Origin of the sequence: Paraburkholderia phenoliruptrix (assembly GCF_019511605.1) — a bacterium.
GTDB lineage: Bacteria > Pseudomonadota > Gammaproteobacteria > Burkholderiales > Burkholderiaceae > Paraburkholderia > Paraburkholderia phenoliruptrix_A.
On sequence record NZ_JAEUAV010000015.1, the window covers coordinates 149,268 to 166,474 of the forward strand.

The window sequence follows — 17,207 nt, forward strand, 5'->3', positions numbered from 1 at the left end:
TTTCTTCCTTTGACTTTTCAGTTGGAGCTGGGTTGAACCCATCTAGCCCCGCGGCCACCAACTAACCCGATTCATCTCAACGATTTACCAGCCTGGTCGGGTGACCACTTACTCGATAGCACCGGCGATTCCGGCACCACCGCTATTACCGCCTTTGCAGGCGACCTGAACTGCTGACCGGCTGATTACTTGCCGGCCTTGGCGCGCTTCGCACCGTACTTCGAGCGAGCCTGCTTACGATCCTTGACGCCCTGGGTATCCAGCGAGCCGCGAACCATGTGGTAACGCACACCCGGCAAGTCCTTCACACGGCCGCCGCGAATCAGCACGACCGAGTGTTCCTGCAGGTTGTGGCCTTCACCACCGATGTACGAAATGACTTCGAAGCCGTTCGTGAGGCGCACCTTCGCAACCTTACGGAGTGCCGAGTTCGGCTTCTTCGGCGTCGTGGTGTACACACGGGTGCACACGCCGCGACGCTGGGGGCAGTCCTGCAAGGCCGGGCTCTTGCTCTTCGTCGTTTCCGACGTGCGGCCTTTGCGAACCAGTTGATTGATGGTTGGCATTGTTTATTCCTGAAATTGAACAAAATCGACGCATCTGTTTTCGGGCAAAGCGAAAGCGCCTGCGCATCGAACTTCCGGCTCGGGTCACAACCATGCGGGCAGCGCCCGCGCGCAAGCATCCCAAGAACCGGAACCTAGCATAATATTCCGAAAACACTAAGTGAGTCAACAGGTTGCAATGCTTCGCAGACCTGCGGAGCTCGCTTGGTGATGCCCGCCGCGTCAATCCGCCGCGACGACTTCCAGCAATTCTTCGCCGAAACGGTCCAGCTTGCGGGCGCCCATGCCTGGAATGCCGCGCAGATCCTCGATCGAATCGGGGCCGTTGCGGGCGATCTCCGCGAGCGTGGCATCGTGGAAAATCACATACGCAGGCACGCCGTCGCTCTTCGCGGTTTCCGTGCGCCACGCGCGCAGCCGTTCCCAGCGCGCGCGCTCGCGCGGTCCCATGCCGACCGTGGGATCCGCGCGCTCGCTCGTCCGCCCCGACGACTGACGCGTGCGCGTAGGCTTCACATAGCGGCGCATCGTGACGCTCTGCTCGCCTTTCAGCACCGGCTTGCTGGCTTCGGTAAGAACCAGCGAGCCGAACCCTTCGTGGTCCACCGTCAGATAGCCGAACGCCACCAGCTGGCGAAAGACCGCGCGCCATTCCGGTTCGCCGAGCGCCGCGCCAATGCCAAAGGTAGTCAGCTTCTCATGACCGCGCTGCAGTATTTTTTCGCTGCGGTTGCCGCGCAGAATGTCGATCAGATGGCCGGCGCCGAAGTTGAAACCACTTGCCCTTTGCGCGCGGAACACGCAGGACAACGCCATCTGCGCCTCGCGCGTCGCGTCCCAGGTGGCCGGCGGCTCGAGGCAGTTGTCGCAGTTGCCGCAAGGCTGGCTCGATTCGCCGAAATAAGCGAGCAATCGCACGCGCCGGCAGGTCGCTGCTTCGCACAAGCCCAGAAGTGCATCGAGCTTGCCCGTTTGCACGCGCTTGTGGGCGTCGTCGGCGTCGGACTCGTCGATCATCTTGCGCTGCTGGACGACGTCGCCGAGTCCATAGGCCATCCACGCGTTGGACGGCATGCCGTCGCGCCCCGCGCGGCCGGTTTCCTGGTAATAGCCTTCCACGCTCTTCGGCAAATCCAGGTGGGCGACAAAGCGCACGTCGGGCTTGTCGATACCCATGCCGAAGGCGATCGTCGCGCACATCACGATGCCCTCTTCGCGCTGGAACATCTCCTGATGCTTCTGCCGCGTCTCGAATTCCATGCCTGCGTGATAAGGCAGCGCGCGCATGCCTTTCTCCTTGAGCCACTCGGCCGTTTCTTCTACTTTGCGCCGCGACAGACAATAGACGACGCCGGCGTCGGTCGTGCCGTCGGCGCGCGTATGCTCGGCGCGGATAAAGTCGAGCAATTGCGTGCGCGCATTGTCCTTTTCGACGATCCGGTAGCGGATGTTCGGCCGGTCGAAGCTCGACACGAAGACGCGCGCGTCGTCCAGCGCAAGGCGGTGGATGATCTCGTCGCGCGTGATTGCGTCCGCCGTGGCAGTCAGCGCAATGCGCGGCACGTTGGGGAAACGCTCGTGCAGCACCGACAGCTGAATGTATTCGGGCCGGAAATCGTGCCCCCATTGCGACACGCAGTGCGCTTCGTCGATCGCGAACAAGCCGATACGGGTGCGCTCGAGCAGCTCCTGAAAACGCGGCGTCATCAAGCGTTCCGGCGCGACGTAAAGCAGATCGATCTCGCCGTCGCGCAGCGCGCGCTCCGTCGCCATCGCCTCGGCGCTCGAAAGAGTGGAGTTCAGGTAAGCGGCGCGTACACCGACTTCCGTGAGCGCAGCGACCTGATCCTGCATGAGTGCGATCAGCGGAGACACCACGATGCCTGTGCCCAAGCCGCGCTCACGGCGCACAAGCGACGGAATCTGGTAACACAGCGATTTGCCGCCACCCGTTGGCATCAGCACGAGACAGTCGCCGCCGCTGGCGACGTGCTCGACAATTTCGCCCTGCTGTCCTCGAAATGCGGGGTAGCCAAAAACTTCGTTGAGGATTTCGAGCGGACGGGACATGAATTTGACGGAGGCGGCGTAAAACGGGTGTCACGAATTTTACCAACGCATTCGTGCTGCGCCCGCGCTTTGCAACAACGTTAGCCATCGGCCTACGAATCGGCAAAAGCACGTAAGAAGCGGCGCATAAAAAAAAGCCGCTCAGTCGAAACTGAGCGGCTTCGCTGGCTGCTGAGCCCAGGCGGCTTGCGCCGCCCGGACTTATTCGCCGGAGTGCTGCTGTTCGGCGGCCGGGGTTTCCGGCGTACCGAATTCGAACGACTCTTCCGCTGCAATCTGATCGAAACGCTCGCGGTCGGACAGTTCCTTGCTCTTGCGCGCCTTGTGGAACGCGAGGCCCGTACCCGCCGGAATCAGACGGCCGACAATCACGTTTTCCTTCAGACCACGCAGATCGTCGCGCTTACCCATGATCGCCGCTTCGGTCAGCACGCGCGTCGTTTCCTGGAACGACGCAGCGGAGATGAACGAATCGGTCGACAGCGACGCCTTCGTGATACCGAGCAGGACGTTCTCGTACGTTGCCGGACGCTTGTCTTCCGCGATCATGCGGTCGTTTTCGTCGAGCATGTCCGACCGCTCGACCTGTTCGCCCGGGATGAAACGCGTATCGCCGTTGTCCGTAATCTGCACGCGGCGCAGCATCTGACGAACAATCACTTCAATGTGCTTGTCGTTGATCTTCACGCCTTGCAGACGGTACACGTCCTGCACTTCGTCCACGATGTAGCGCGACAGCGCCTCGACGCCCTGCAGACGCAGGATGTCGTGCGGATCCGCCGGTCCGTCCACGATCATTTCGCCCTTGTTGACGACCTGACCATCGTGAACCAGAACCTGCTTTTCCTTCGCGATCAGGAACTCGTGCTGGTTGCCCTCGAGGTCCGTAATAACGAGACGCTGCTTGCCCTTCGTGTCCTTACCGAACGACGTGGTACCCGTGACTTCCGCCAGGATACCTGCGTCCTTCGGCGAACGTGCTTCGAACAGTTCCGCCACACGCGGCAGACCGCCGGTAATGTCACGCGTCTTCTGCGATTCGGTCGGGATACGTGCGAGCACTTCGCCGACCTGCACTTGCTGACCGTCCTTCACGGTGATCAGAGCGCCGACCTGGAAGCCGATCTGCACCGAGTGCTCGGTGTTCGGGATCTTGACTTCCTCGCCGTTCGCGTCGAGCAGCTTGACCTGCGGACGCACGGTCTTCGAAGCTTGCGAACCGCGCCGCTTCACGTCGATCACGACCAGCGTGGACAGACCGGTCACGTCGTCGATCTGCTTGGCAACCGTCACGCCTTCTTCGACGTTTTCGAACTTCACCGTGCCACCGTACTCGGTGATGATCGGACGCGTCATCGGGTCCCACGTCGCCAGTTGCGTGCCGGCCTTGATCTGCGCGCCGTCAAGCTGCAACAGCGTCGCGCCGTACGGCACCTTGTGACGTTCACGCTCGCGGCCGTGGTCGTCGGTGATCATCGCTTCGCCCGAACGCGAAATGACGATCTGCTCGCCCTTCGCGTTGGTAACGTAACGCATCGTCGACGTGAAACGCACCGTACCGTTCGACTTGGCTTCAACCGACGAAGCCACTGCCGCACGCGACGCCGCACCACCGATGTGGAACGTACGCATGGTCAGCTGTGTGCCCGGCTCACCGATCGACTGAGCAGCGATCACACCCACCGCCTCGCCGACGTTCACGAGCGAACCGCGGCCCAGGTCGCGGCCATAGCAGGCTGCGCACAGACCGTAGCGCGTTTCGCAGGTAAGCGGCGTGCGCACGCGCACTTCGTCGATGCCGAGGCGTTCGATTTCTTCGACCGCGTCTTCGTCGAGCAACGTGCCCGCTTCGTACAGCGTTTCCTGCGATTCCGGATTGACGACGTCAGCCACCGCCACGCGACCCAGAATACGGTCACGCAGTGCCTCGACGACTTCACCGCCTTCCACCAGCGCCTTCATGGCCACGCCTTGCGACGTGCCGCAATCGTCCTCGACCACCACCAGGTCCTGCGTGACGTCGACGAGACGACGCGTCAGGTAGCCCGAGTTCGCGGTCTTCAGTGCCGTATCAGCCAGACCCTTTCGTGCACCGTGGGTCGAGATGAAGTACTGCAACACGTTCAGGCCTTCGCGGAAGTTCGCCGTAATCGGCGTCTCGATGATCGAGCCGTCCGGCTTCGCCATCAGGCCACGCATACCGGCCAGCTGACGAATCTGAACCGCTGAACCCCGCGCGCCGGAGTCCGCCATCATGTAGATGGAGTTGAACGATTCCTGACGCGTTTCGTTGCCGTCGCGGTCGATTACCGGCTCCGTCGACAGCTGTTCCATCATCGCCTTGCCGACCGCTTCCGACGTTGCCGACCAGATGTCGACCACGTTGTTATAGCGCTCTTGCGACGTGACGAGACCCGACATGTACTGACGGTCGTACTCCTTCACCTTCTTCGCCGCGTCGCCGACGATGGTTTCCTTCTGCGGCGGCACGAGCATGTCGTCCACACAGATCGAGATACCAGCGCGCGTTGCCAGACGGAAACCCGACTGCATCAACTGGTCGGCGAAAATCACCGTTTCGCGCAGACCGCACTTGCGGAACGCGGTGTTGATGAGGCGCGAGATTTCCTTCTTCTTCAGCGGCTTGTTCAGCACCGAGAACGGCAGGCCCGGCGGCAGGATTTCCGACAGGATTGCACGGCCAACGGTCGTGGCATACAGCGTGACCTTCGGCACGAACGCCGGCGCGCCCTCCGACTTGTCTTCGTTGTGGACCATTTCGGTGATCCGCACGTTGACGCGCGAGGCGAGCTCGACTTCCTTGTTCTCGTAAGCACGCAGCACTTCGGAGACGCCCGTGAACGACAGGCCTTCGCCCTTGCCGTTCACTGCCTCGCGGGTCGCGTAGTACAAACCGAGCACGATGTCCTGCGACGGCACGATCGACGGATCGCCGTTGGCCGGGAACAGCACGTTGTTCGACGCCAGCATCAGCGTGCGCGCTTCCATTTGCGCTTCCAGCGACAGCGGCACGTGAACGGCCATCTGGTCACCGTCGAAGTCGGCGTTGAACGCCGCGCAAACGAGCGGGTGCAGCTGGATTGCCTTACCTTCGATCAGCACCGGTTCGAAAGCCTGAATGCCGAGACGGTGCAGCGTAGGCGCACGGTTCAGCATGACCGGATGCTCGCGGATCACCTCTTCGAGGATGTCCCACACCACCGGCGTCTGGTTCTCGACTTCCTTCTTCGCAGCCTTGATGGTGGTAGCAACACCCATCACCTCGAGCTTGTTGAAGATGAACGGCTTGAACAGTTCGAGCGCCATCAGCTTCGGCAGGCCGCACTGGTGCAGCTTGAGCGTCGGGCCGACCACGATCACCGAACGGCCCGAGTAGTCCACGCGCTTACCGAGCAGGTTCTGACGGAAACGACCGCCCTTACCCTTGATCATGTCAGCGAGCGACTTCAGCGGACGCTTGTTCGCGCCGGTCATGGCCTTGCCGCGGCGACCGTTGTCGAGCAGCGAGTCGACGGCTTCCTGCAACATCCGCTTTTCGTTGCGGACGATGATTTCAGGCGCCTTCAGCTCGAGCAGACGCTTCAACCGGTTGTTACGGTTGATCACCCGGCGATACAGGTCGTTCAGGTCCGACGTCGCGAAACGGCCGCCATCGAGCGGCACCAGCGGACGCAGTTCCGGCGGCAGCACCGGCAGCACTTCGAGCACCATCCAGTCAGGCTTGATGCCCGAACGCTGGAAGGCCTCGAGCACCTTCAGGCGCTTCGCGTACTTCTTGATCTTCGCTTCCGAGCCGGTGTTCTTGAGCTCCGTGCGCAGCAGTTCGACCTGTTCGTCGATATTGATCGCGCGCAGCAACTCGCGAACGCCTTCCGCGCCCATCTCGGCACGGAATTCGTCACCGTATTCTTCGACCTTGTTGTAGTAATCCTCTTCGGTCATGATCTGGCGCGCTTTCAGCGGCGTCATGCCCGGGTCGATCACCACATACGCTTCGAAGTACAGCACACGCTCGATGTCGCGCAGCGTCATGTCGAGCACCATGCCCAGACGCGACGGCAGCGACTTCAGGAACCAGATGTGCGCGACCGGCGAGGCCAGTTCGATGTGGCCCATCCGTTCGCGACGCACCTTGGCGAGCGTCACTTCGACGCCGCACTTCTCACAGATCACGCCACGGTGCTTCAGGCGCTTGTACTTGCCGCAAAGGCATTCGTAGTCTTTGATCGGACCAAAGATCTTTGCGCAGAACAGACCATCGCGCTCCGGCTTGAACGTCCGGTAGTTGATGGTTTCCGGCTTCTTCACTTCACCGAACGACCACGAACGGATCTTGTCCGGCGAGGCCAGACCGATCTTGATCGCGTCAAAAACTTCAGGTTGTTGGACTTGCTTGAATAGATCGAGCAAAGCTTTCATCGCTTCTCTCCAGTAGTCCGATTAGTTGCGGTCGAGGTCGATATCGATACCGAGCGAGCGGATTTCCTTCACCAACACGTTGAAGGACTCCGGCATGCCTGCATCGATCACGTGATCGCCCTTGACCAGGTTCTCGTACACCTTGGTCCGGCCCGTCACGTCGTCCGACTTCACCGTCAGCATTTCTTGCAGCACGTACGATGCACCGTACGCTTCGAGCGCCCACACTTCCATCTCACCGAAACGCTGGCCACCGAACTGCGCCTTACCGCCCAACGGCTGCTGCGTCACGAGCGAGTACGGGCCCGTAGAACGCGCGTGCATCTTGTCGTCGACCAGGTGGTGCAGCTTCAGGTAGTGCATGTAGCCGACTGTCACCGTACGTTCGAACATCTCGCCCGTGCGGCCGTCGTACAGGCGAACCTGGTTCTTCGACGGCGTCATGCCGAGGTTTTGCGCGATGTCGTCCGGGAACGCCAGATCCAGCGCGCGCGACATTTCTTCTTCCGTCGCACCGTCGAACACCGGCGTTGCGAACGGCACGCCTTCGCGCAGGTTCTTCGCCAGTTCCACGATCTCGTCGTCGGTGAAGCTGTCCAGCTCTTCAGCGCGGCCCGACTCGTTGTAAATCTTGGTCAGGAATTCGCGCAGTTCTTCGATCTTCGCCTGACGCTGCAGCATTTCGCCGATACGCCAGCCGAGACCCTTCGCGGCCCAACCCAGATGCACTTCGAGCACCTGACCCACGTTCATCCGCGACGGCACGCCAAGCGGGTTGAGAACGACGTCAGCCGGACGGCCGTCGGCCATGTACGGCATGTCTTCGATCGGCACGATCTTCGACACGACACCCTTGTTGCCGTGACGGCCTGCCATCTTGTCGCCAGGCTGCAGACGGCGCTTGACTGCGAGATACACCTTGACCATCTTCAGCACGCCCGGCGGCAGTTCGTCGCCCTGCGTGAGCTTCTTGCGCTTTTCTTCGAACGCGAGATCGAACTGGTGACGCTTCTGTTCGATGGAGTCCTTGATCGCTTCGAGCTGAGCTGCTGCTTCTTCGTCCGCAAGGCGGATGTCGAACCAGTGATAGTGGTCGAGATCTTCCAGGTAAGCCTGTTCGATCTTCGTGCCCTTCGCCAGCTTCTTCGGACCACCGTTCGCGACCTTGCCGGTCAGCATACGTGCGAGACGCTGGAACGCGTCGCCTTCCACGATACGCAGCTGGTCGTTCAGGTCGAGGCGATAGCGCTTCAGTTCATCGTCGATGATCTGTTGCGCGCGCTTGTCACGCTGAATGCCTTCACGCGTGAACACCTGAACGTCGATCACCGTGCCGCTCATGCCCGACGGCACGCGCAGCGAAGTGTCCTTCACGTCCGAAGCCTTCTCGCCGAAGATTGCGCGCAGCAGCTTTTCTTCCGGCGTCAGCTGGGTTTCGCCCTTCGGCGTGACCTTGCCGACCAGCACGTCGCCTGCTTCGACTTCAGCGCCGATGTAGACGATGCCCGACTCGTCGAGACGGCCGAGTTGCACTTCAGCCAGGTTCGAGATGTCGCGCGTGATCTCTTCCGGTCCGAGCTTCGTGTCGCGCGCTACGACGTTCAGTTCTTCGATGTGGATCGACGTGTAACGGTCGTCGGCCACCACCTTCTCCGAGATCAGGATCGAGTCTTCGAAGTTGTAGCCGTTCCACGGCATGAACGCGACCAGCATGTTCTGGCCGAGAGCCAGTTCGCCGAGGTCCGTCGATGCGCCGTCAGCCAGCACGTCGCCACGCGAAACCTTGTCGCCGACCTTTACGATCGGACGCTGGTTGATGTTCGTGTTCTGGTTCGAACGCGTGTACTTGATCAGGTTGTAGATGTCGACACCGACATCGCCCGCCACCGCTTCTTCGTCGTTCACGCGAATCACGATACGGCCTGCGTCGACGTAGTCGACCACACCGCCGCGGAATGCCTGAACCGTCGTGCCCGAGTCGACCGCCACCGTGCGCTCGATACCCGTACCGACCACGGCCTTTTCCGGACGCAGACACGGCACAGCCTGACGCTGCATGTTCGAGCCCATCAACGCGCGGTTCGCGTCGTCGTGCTCGAGGAACGGAATCAACGATGCAGCCACCGAAACGATCTGCGACGGCGCCACGTCCATGTACTGGATGCGGTCGGGCGTCACCATCAGCGTTTCGCCGGCTTCACGCGACGACACCAGTTCGTCGGTCAGCGTGCCGTCTTCAGCAACGGCCGCGTTCGCCTGAGCGATCACGTAACGGCCTTCTTCAATCGCCGACAGGTAGTCGATCTGGTCGGTCACCTTGCCGTCCACGACCTTGCGGTACGGCGTTTCGAGGAAGCCGTATTCGTTTAGGTGCGCGTACAGAGCGAGCGAGTTGATCAGACCGATGTTCGGACCTTCAGGCGTTTCGATCGGGCAGACGCGACCGTAGTGAGTCGGGTGCACGTCGCGCACTTCGAAGCCTGCGCGCTCACGCGTCAAACCGCCCGGGCCCAGTGCCGAAACACGGCGCTTGTGGGTAATTTCCGACAGCGGGTTGGTCTGGTCCATGAACTGCGACAGCTGCGACGAACCGAAGAACTCACGAATTGCCGACGAAATCGGCTTCGAGTTGATCAGGTCGTGCGGCATCAGGTTTTCGCTTTCGGCCTGGCCGAGGCGTTCCTTCACAGCCCGCTCGACACGCACGAGACCCGCGCGGAACTGGTTCTCCGCCAGTTCGCCGACGCAACGCACGCGGCGGTTGCCCAAGTGGTCGATGTCGTCGACTTCGCCCTTACCGTTACGCAGCTCGACCAGAATCTTGATCGTGGCGAGGATGTCGTCATCCTGCAGCGTCATCGGGCCGACGATCTCGTCGCGACCCACGCGACGGTTGAACTTCATACGACCCACCTTCGAGAGGTCGTATGCGTCTTCGCTGTAGAACAGACGGTTGAACAGCGCCTCGACCGCTTCTTCGGTCGGCGGTTCACCCGGGCGCATCATGCGGTAAATCGCGATGCGCGCGGCCATCTTGTCGGCGGTTTCGTCGATACGCAGCGTGGACGAAATGTACGGACCTTGATCCAGATCGTTCGTGTAGAGCGTCTGGATGTCTTTGATCTTCGCTTCGCGCAGCTTCTCGAGAACGGTCTCGGTGATTTCGTCGTTCGCGTTCGCGATGACTTCGCCGGTGTCCCCGTCCACGACATTCTTCGCCAGCACGCGACCGAGCAGATAGTCTTCCGGAACCGAAATGAACTTCGTCTTGGCGTTGTCCAGATCGCGAATGTGCTTCGCGTTGATCCGCTTGTCCTTCTGGACAATCACGTTGCCGTCGCGGTCCGTAATGTCGAAACGCGCGACTTCGCCACGCAGACGCTCCGGTACGAACTCCATCTGCGCGCCTTCCGGCATCAGCGTGAAGTTGTCGAACACGAAGAAGTTTGCGAGGATCTGTTCCGGCGTGAGACCGATGGCCTTCAGCAGGATCGTGACCGGCATCTTGCGTCGACGGTCGACGCGGAAGTACAACACGTCCTTCGGGTCGAATTCGAAGTCGAGCCACGAACCGCGGTAAGGGATGATACGTGCGGAGAACAGGAGCTTGCCCGAGCTGTGCGTCTTGCCCTTGTCGTGCTCGAAGAACACGCCAGGCGAACGGTGCAGCTGCGAAACGATCACACGTTCCGTGCCGTTGATGACGAACGAACCGGTCGGCGTCATGAGCGGGATTTCGCCCATGTACACTTCCTGTTCCTTCACTTCCTTGACGACCGGCTTGCTCGGCGATTCTTTATCGAGCAGCACGAGCCGCACTTTGGCGCGCAGCGCCGAGCAGTACGTCAGACCGCGCTGCTGACATTCCTTGATGTTGAACGCCGGCGGCGACAGCATGTAGCTGACGAACTCCAGACGTGCGAACCCGTTGTGCGAAACAATCGGGAAAACGGATGTGAACGCGGCCTGCAGGCCTTCCGGCTTGCGCTGCGTAGACGGCGTATCTGCTTGCAGAAACGTGCTGAATGATTCAAGCTGGGTAGCCAGCAGGAAAGGTACTTGGTGAACGATGGGGCGCTTCGCAAAACTCTTGCGAATACGCTTCTTCTCGGTGAAGGAATATTGCATACGATCTCCGAATCACGGCGGGCATTGTTGTCGAGGCAGGATACCTTGATGAGACAACCCGAGTGTTCACCGACTGAGACCCGATGGCCGTCCGATGGCTTGAACGAGCCTAGAAGCTTGGTGGTTGGCCGCTACCAACCGCTGGCTGACGGCAGCGGATGCCTATGTTGCCCGCTACCCGACCAAACTTGCCTTCTGCAGTCGCTTCAGAAGACAAAGAGAAGCGCCGGTCAATGTTGCCGATAGGCGATTTTCTTTGGCTTCTGGGAGTCGCATTGTTGCCAGACAGCAATGCAAAAACGCGTCCCCCACAAAGCACAAAAAGGCCGGCGGTGAAAAACCGCCAGCCTTCGCACAGCGCGCTGAAACTTACTTGATTTCAGCCTTCGCGCCGGCTTCTTCCAGCTTCTTCTTGGCTTCTTCAGCAGCAGCCTTCGGTACCGATTCCTTAACAGGCTTCGGTGCACCGTCGACCAGGTCCTTCGCTTCCTTCAGGCCGAGACCCGTCAGTTCACGAACTGCCTTAATGACGGAAACCTTGTTCGCGCCAACGTCAACCAGGTTGACCGTGAATTCGGTCTGCTCTTCAGCTGCAGCAGCGCCGCCGCCTGCACCTGCCGGGCCCGCCACTGCAACAGCAGCTGCCGACACGCCAAACTTTTCTTCGAACGCCTTAACCAGCTCGTTCAGTTCCAGAACCGACATCGAGCCTACGGCTTCGAGGATGTCTTCTTTTGCGATTGCCATTTGAAATACTCCTAAATTGAATTCGGATACAGCTAGCGATCAATTACGCTCGGCTGAAGTGCATTACGCAGCGGATTCTTCGCCTTGTTTCTTTTCTGCCAGCGCGGCCAGAGCGCGCGCGAAGCCAGAAACAGGTGCTTGCATAACGAACAACAGCTTGGAGAGCAGCTCCTCGCGGCTCGGGATGTTGGCCAGCGCTTGCACGCCTGCCTTGTCCATCACGTTGCCTTCGTAGGCGCCGGCCTTGATGACCAACTTGTCATTGCTCTTGCTGAAGTCGTTGACGACCTTCGCAGCAGCAATTGCATCTTCCGAGATGCCGTAGATCAGGGGGCCAGTCATCTGCTCTGCCAGCGGAGCAAACGGGGTACCTTCGACAGCGCGGCGCGCCAACGTATTTTTCAACACGCGAAGATAAACCTGCTGCTCACGCGCTTTCGCGCGCAGCTTGGTCAGATCGCCAACCGTGATCCCACGATACTCAGCCAGAACCACGGTCTGGGCTTTCGCGACTTGCGCGGCAACCTCAGCGACGACGGCCTGCTTGCTTTCTTTGTTGAGTGGCACGGTTAACCTCCAGATTCGATACACGCAGCGTGCGCCTTGTGTACCGCGTTCAATAACGGCGTCCGACCAGTCAGGAGTATTTCGACCGCCCGACACCCGCATCGCTGCGAGCATCCAACAGCTTCATCACTACAAAACTTTTTCGGGTTCGCCATCTGCGTTGGCTTTGCATTAAGGGCCCGCCTACCTGATGCGTGCCCGCCAACGGTCTTTGACAACCGGTTGCACGATGCAACTGCCACCGCACAACCGCCCAAAGCCCATAAACCGCCCCGGCTTGCGCCGAGGCGATGAATTACTTACTGTGCCGCGAGCGACGCCTGATCGACGCGAACGCCGACGCCCATCGTGCTCGACAGAGCGACCTTGCGCAGGTACACACCCTTGCTGGTCGCCGGCTTGGCCTTCTGCAGCGCGTCGATAAGCGCGCTCAGGTTGCTGCGCAGAGCCGTCGGCTCGAACGAAGCACGACCGATCGTGGCGTGGATGATACCGGCCTTGTCGACGCGGAATTGCACCTGACCTGCCTTGGCGTTCTTCACTGCCGTCGCGACGTCCGGCGTGACCGTGCCGACCTTCGGGTTCGGCATCAGGCCGCGCGGGCCGAGGATCTGACCGAGCGTACCGACAACGCGCATCGTGTCCGGCGAAGCGATCACGATATCGAAATCCAGATTGCCAGCCTTGACCTGTTCAGCCAGGTCTTCCATACCAACGACTTCGGCGCCGGCTGCGCGAGCCTGTTCAGCCTTTTCGCCCTGTGCGAACACGGCGACGCGCACCGACTTACCCGTACCTGCCGGCAGAACGACCGAACCGCGGACCACCTGGTCCGACTTCTTCGCGTCGATGCCCAGCTGCACGGCCACGTCGATCGACTCGTCGAACTTTGCGCTTGCGCATTCCTTCACGAGCGACAGAGCGTCGTCGATCGGGTACAGCTTCTGACGATCAACCTTCGCTGCAAATGCTTGCAGACGCTTAGAAAGCTTAGCCATTTACACGCCCTCCACGGTGATGCCCATCGAGCGGGCGCTACCAGCGATCGTACGAACCGCTGCGTCCAGATCAGCTGCCGTCAGATCGGGCATCTTGGTCTTGGCGATGTCTTCAGCTTGCGCGCGGGTGATCTTGCCGACCTTGTCGGTGTGCGGCTTGCTCGAACCCTTGTCGATCTTCGCTGCCTTCTTGATCAGAACCGTTGCCGGCGGCGTCTTCAGGACGAACGTGAAGCTCTTGTCAGCAAACGCGGTGATCACGACCGGAATCGGCAGACCCGGTTCCAATGCTTGAGTCTGCGCGTTGAACGCCTTGCAGAACTCCATGATGTTCAGGCCGCGCTGGCCCAGTGCCGGACCGACCGGCGGCGACGGGTTGGCTTTACCTGCAGGAATCTGCAGCTTGATAAAGCCGATGATTTTCTTTGCCATGTTGAAAACCTCTTTGGAGCGCCGCATTACCAGCGGACACTCAGTGAGTAGTAGCGCGCGTTCGCCGAAGCTCCGACTACTTGCGCTCCTCAACGGCCATTACGCGGACCGTAAGCGCGAAGTACGAAACGCGCCCATTGGCGCGCTGCGTAGAATTCTGAGATTACAGCTTCTCGACTTGACCGAATTCCAGCTCGACCGGCGTTGCCCGGCCGAAAATGGTAACGGAAACACGGACGCGCGACTTTTCGTAGTTCACTTCTTCGACGCTGCCGTTGAAATCGGTAAAAGGACCGTCCTTCACCCGCACCATCTCGCCTACTTCGAACAGGGTCTTGGGGCGCGGCTTCTCCACGCCTTCCTGCATTTGCGACATGATCTTCTCGACTTCGCGCGGAGAGATCGGGCTCGGGCGATTGCGAGCGCCGCCCACGAAGCCAGTCACTTTCGCCGTGTTCTTGACGAGGTGCCACGTTTCATCGGTCATTTCCATTTCCACCAGCACATAGCCCGGGAAGAACCGACGCTCGGTCACCGACTTGTGACCGCCTTTCACCTCGACAACTTCTTCAGTCGGAACGAGGATTTGACCAAACTGGTCTTGCATGCCGGCGCGCTCAATGCGCTCCTGAAGCGCACGTTGCACGCTCTTCTCCATGCCGGAGTAGGCGTGCACGACGTACCAGCGTTTGCCGCTCGGAGATGCCGGAGTATCGCTCATATCATTTCCAACCCAGAATCACCGAGAAAATCGCCCATTCGATGGATTTATCACTAACCCAAAGAAAGATCGCCATGATGAATACGAAGCCAAACACTACCAGCGTCGTCTGAGTAGCCTCTTTGCGAGTCGGCCAAACGACCTTGCGGACTTCTTTGTACGAATCTTTGGCGAAAGCGATGAAACCCTTGCCAGGCGCGGAGAGAAGACCGACTGCAACACCCGCGATTGCACCAACAGCCAAGGCGGCTCCGCGGACGTACCATTCCTGACCGTTGAGCCAGAAGAACCCCACGAACCCGGCCAAGACCAGCAATACGCCCGCGACGAGCATCAGCTTGTCGCCGGATGTATTTACAGTTTCGACGGAAGGATTCGCCATAACACCTTAACGAAGCGCCACATTCGACGCGAGAGTTGGCAGGGGCAGAGGGAATCGAACCCCCAACCTTCGGTTTTGGAGACCGACGCTCTGCCAGTTGAGCTATACCCCTAAACCATTTGGGGTTGACGACACCGCCAACCCCGAAACTACAGATTAACGAGAACTATCTGGCGTTACTCGAGAATCTTGGCAACGACACCTGCGCCGACGGTACGGCCGCCTTCGCGGATAGCGAAGCGCAGACCTTCTTCCATCGCGATCGGGTTGATCAGCTTCACCGTGATCGACACGTTGTCGCCCGGCATGACCATTTCCTTGTCCTTCGGCAGCTCGATCGAGCCCGTCACGTCCGTCGTACGGAAGTAGAACTGCGGACGGTAGTTGTTGAAGAACGGCGTGTGGCGGCCGCCTTCGTCCTTGCTCAGCACGTAGACTTCTGCCGTGAAGTGCGTGTGCGGGTTGATCGAACCCGGCTTGGCCAGCACCTGGCCACGCTCCACGTCTTCGCGCTTCGTGCCGCGCAGCAGGATACCCACGTTGTCGCCTGCCTGACCCTGGTCGAGCAGCTTGCGGAACATTTCCACGCCCGTGCAGGTCGTCTTCACCGTCGGCTTGATACCGACGATTTCGATTTCCTCGCCGACCTTGATGACGCCGCGCTCAACGCGACCCGTCACCACCGTGCCGCGACCCGAGATCGAGAACACGTCTTCCACCGGCATCAGGAACGTGCCGTCCACGGCGCGCTCCGGCGTCGGGATGTACGTGTCCAGCGCGTCGGCCAGGTTCATGATCGCCACTTCGCCCAGCTCGCCCTTGTCGCCTTCCAGCGCCAGCTTGGCCGAGCCCTTGATGATCGGCGTGTCGTCGCCCGGGAAGTCGTACTTCGACAGAAGCTCGCGCACTTCCATCTCGACCAGCTCCAGCAGCTCGGCGTCGTCCACCATGTCGCACTTGTTCAGGAACACGATGATGTACGGCACACCGACCTGACGCGCCAGCAGGATGTGCTCACGCGTTTGCGGCATCGGGCCGTCAGCAGCCGAGCACACCAGGATCGCGCCGTCCATCTGTGCCGCGCCCGTGATCATGTTCTTCACATAGTCAGCGTGGCCCGGGCAGTCGACGTGTGCGTAGTGGCGGTTAGCCGTTTCGTACTCGACGTGCGCGGTGTTGATCGTAATGCCACGTGCCTTTTCTTCCGGCGCCGCGTCGATCTGGTCGTATGCCTTCGCTTCGCCGCCGAACTTCTGCGTCAGAACCGTCGTGATCGCTGCCGTCAGCGTGGTCTTGCCGTGGTCAACGTGACCGATCGTGCCGACGTTCACGTGCGGCTTGGTCCGCTCAAACTTACCCTTGGCCATTTTCGACTCCTAAGAGGATTTTTCCGTACGTTGCGCCGGGCGCAAACAATCATCGAGTACTTCTGGTGCCCATGGGCAGGATCGAACTGCCGACCTCTCCCTTACCAAGGGAGTGCTCTACCACTGAGCCACATGGGCGTTGCTTCTATACTGCTGGAGCGGGTGAAGGGAATCGAACCCTCGTCGTAAGCTTGGAAGGCTTCTGCTCTACCATTGAGCTACACCCGCAAGGACCCATGGATTCCCAACAACTGCTACAGCTTGCATTTTGGTGGAGGAGGTTGGATTCGAACCAACGTAGGCGTAAGCCAACAGATTTACAGTCTGCCCCCTTTAGCCACTCGGGCACCCCTCCGTAGAGAACTGATGATTATGGGGGAACAAGCGCATAATGTCAAGAGTTACTCGACTGTTCCGAACCCAAATGCTTCACTTATATGCTGCGAAAGCAGTGTCTCCGTAAACGCCGCAACCCCACCTTTGTGGGGTGGGGTTGCGGTCACTGCTGGGGAGCCTGACGATTACCTACTTTCACACGGGTAATCCGCACTATCATCGGCGTGGAGTCGTTTCACGGTCCTGTTCGGGATGGGAAGGGGTGGGACCGACTCGCTATGGTCATCAGGCTTTGACGGGTTGCCGTGACGCGTTTGGGCGGCACGGCCAATCTGGGAAGAAGTAGTTTCTGGTGATGCTTACCAGAGGGAAGCGGGTTGTGGTGTTTCTGGCACAACAACGATCTCAACCTGGGTGTCCGGCTCGAACCCACTGCGGGTTCATGCGCATCCC

General features: G+C 60.2%; 11 protein-coding genes, 4 tRNA genes and 1 rRNA gene. All 16 read right to left on the reverse strand.

The window, feature by feature from the left end:
* Positions 1-185: 185 nt before the first annotated feature.
* Positions 186-566, reverse strand: coding sequence for a 30S ribosomal protein S12 (gene rpsL / locus JNB89_RS19640; RefSeq protein ID WP_006053290.1), 381 nt, complete (start codon positions 564-566; stop codon positions 186-188).
* A 222-nt stretch (positions 567-788) separates the two neighbouring features.
* The gene (recQ, locus tag JNB89_RS19645; protein WP_220363326.1) at positions 789-2,636 is read right to left on the reverse strand and encodes a DNA helicase RecQ; all 1,848 of its coding nucleotides are present in this window, start codon (positions 2,634-2,636) and stop codon (positions 789-791) included.
* 201 nt (positions 2,637-2,837) lie between these two features.
* Positions 2,838-7,076 carry a DNA-directed RNA polymerase subunit beta' gene (gene rpoC / locus JNB89_RS19650; protein WP_013340745.1) on the reverse strand — a complete coding sequence of 1,413 codons (4,239 nt, stop codon included), beginning with the start codon at positions 7,074-7,076 and terminating at the stop codon, positions 2,838-2,840.
* A gap of 21 nt (positions 7,077-7,097) precedes the next feature.
* The gene (gene rpoB, locus JNB89_RS19655; RefSeq protein ID WP_013340746.1) at positions 7,098-11,204 is read right to left on the reverse strand and encodes a DNA-directed RNA polymerase subunit beta; all 4,107 of its coding nucleotides are present in this window, start codon (positions 11,202-11,204) and stop codon (positions 7,098-7,100) included.
* A 369-nt stretch (positions 11,205-11,573) separates the two neighbouring features.
* Positions 11,574-11,951, reverse strand: a complete 378-nt coding sequence (rplL, locus tag JNB89_RS19660; RefSeq protein ID WP_013340747.1) for a 50S ribosomal protein L7/L12 — start codon at positions 11,949-11,951, stop codon at positions 11,574-11,576.
* A 63-nt stretch (positions 11,952-12,014) separates the two neighbouring features.
* Positions 12,015-12,518 (reverse strand): 50S ribosomal protein L10, encoded by a 504-nt coding sequence (rplJ, locus tag JNB89_RS19665; protein WP_013340748.1) that lies wholly within the window; start codon positions 12,516-12,518, stop codon positions 12,015-12,017.
* A gap of 299 nt (positions 12,519-12,817) precedes the next feature.
* Positions 12,818-13,516 (reverse strand): 50S ribosomal protein L1, encoded by a 699-nt coding sequence (rplA, locus tag JNB89_RS19670; RefSeq protein ID WP_006053278.1) that lies wholly within the window; start codon positions 13,514-13,516, stop codon positions 12,818-12,820.
* Positions 13,517-13,948, reverse strand: a complete 432-nt coding sequence (gene rplK / locus JNB89_RS19675; RefSeq protein WP_007180146.1) for a 50S ribosomal protein L11 — start codon at positions 13,946-13,948, stop codon at positions 13,517-13,519.
* Between the two features lie 163 nt (positions 13,949-14,111).
* Positions 14,112-14,669 (reverse strand): transcription termination/antitermination protein NusG, encoded by a 558-nt coding sequence (gene nusG / locus JNB89_RS19680; RefSeq protein WP_007180147.1) that lies wholly within the window; start codon positions 14,667-14,669, stop codon positions 14,112-14,114.
* Between the two features lies 1 nt (position 14,670).
* Positions 14,671-15,051 carry a preprotein translocase subunit SecE gene (gene secE / locus JNB89_RS19685; protein ID WP_013340749.1) on the reverse strand — a complete coding sequence of 127 codons (381 nt, stop codon included), beginning with the start codon at positions 15,049-15,051 and terminating at the stop codon, positions 14,671-14,673.
* A gap of 36 nt (positions 15,052-15,087) precedes the next feature.
* A tRNA-Trp gene (locus JNB89_RS19690) sits at positions 15,088-15,163 on the reverse strand.
* A gap of 64 nt (positions 15,164-15,227) precedes the next feature.
* Positions 15,228-16,418 (reverse strand): elongation factor Tu, encoded by a 1,191-nt coding sequence (tuf, locus tag JNB89_RS19695; RefSeq protein WP_013340742.1) that lies wholly within the window; start codon positions 16,416-16,418, stop codon positions 15,228-15,230.
* 63 nt (positions 16,419-16,481) lie between these two features.
* Positions 16,482-16,556, reverse strand: a tRNA-Thr gene (locus JNB89_RS19700).
* Positions 16,557-16,572: 16 nt separating this feature from the next.
* Positions 16,573-16,646: transfer RNA gene (locus tag JNB89_RS19705), tRNA-Gly, on the reverse strand.
* A gap of 41 nt (positions 16,647-16,687) precedes the next feature.
* A tRNA-Tyr gene (locus tag JNB89_RS19710) sits at positions 16,688-16,773 on the reverse strand.
* 157 nt (positions 16,774-16,930) lie between these two features.
* Positions 16,931-17,044, reverse strand: a 5S ribosomal RNA gene (rrf, locus tag JNB89_RS19715).
* Positions 17,045-17,207 lie beyond the last annotated feature (163 nt).

Bases quoted from the DNA above. Each gene is read 5' to 3' on its own strand.
- rpsL (WP_006053290.1), bottom strand. From the start codon at position 566: ATGCCAACCATCAATCAACTGGTTCGCAAAGGCCGCACGTCGGAAACG.
- recQ (WP_220363326.1), bottom strand. From the start codon at position 2,636: ATGTCCCGTCCGCTCGAAATCCTCAACGAAGTTTTTGGCTACCCCGCA.
- rpoC (WP_013340745.1), bottom strand. From the start codon at position 7,076: ATGAAAGCTTTGCTCGATCTATTCAAGCAAGTCCAACAACCTGAAGTT.
- rpoB (WP_013340746.1), bottom strand. From the start codon at position 11,204: ATGCAATATTCCTTCACCGAGAAGAAGCGTATTCGCAAGAGTTTTGCG.
- rplL (WP_013340747.1), bottom strand. From the start codon at position 11,951: ATGGCAATCGCAAAAGAAGACATCCTCGAAGCCGTAGGCTCGATGTCG.
- rplA (WP_006053278.1), bottom strand. From the start codon at position 13,516: ATGGCTAAGCTTTCTAAGCGTCTGCAAGCATTTGCAGCGAAGGTTGAT.
- rplK (WP_007180146.1), bottom strand. From the start codon at position 13,948: ATGGCAAAGAAAATCATCGGCTTTATCAAGCTGCAGATTCCTGCAGGT.
- nusG (WP_007180147.1), bottom strand. From the start codon at position 14,669: ATGAGCGATACTCCGGCATCTCCGAGCGGCAAACGCTGGTACGTCGTG.
- secE (WP_013340749.1), bottom strand. From the start codon at position 15,051: ATGGCGAATCCTTCCGTCGAAACTGTAAATACATCCGGCGACAAGCTG.
- tuf (WP_013340742.1), bottom strand. From the start codon at position 16,418: ATGGCCAAGGGTAAGTTTGAGCGGACCAAGCCGCACGTGAACGTCGGC.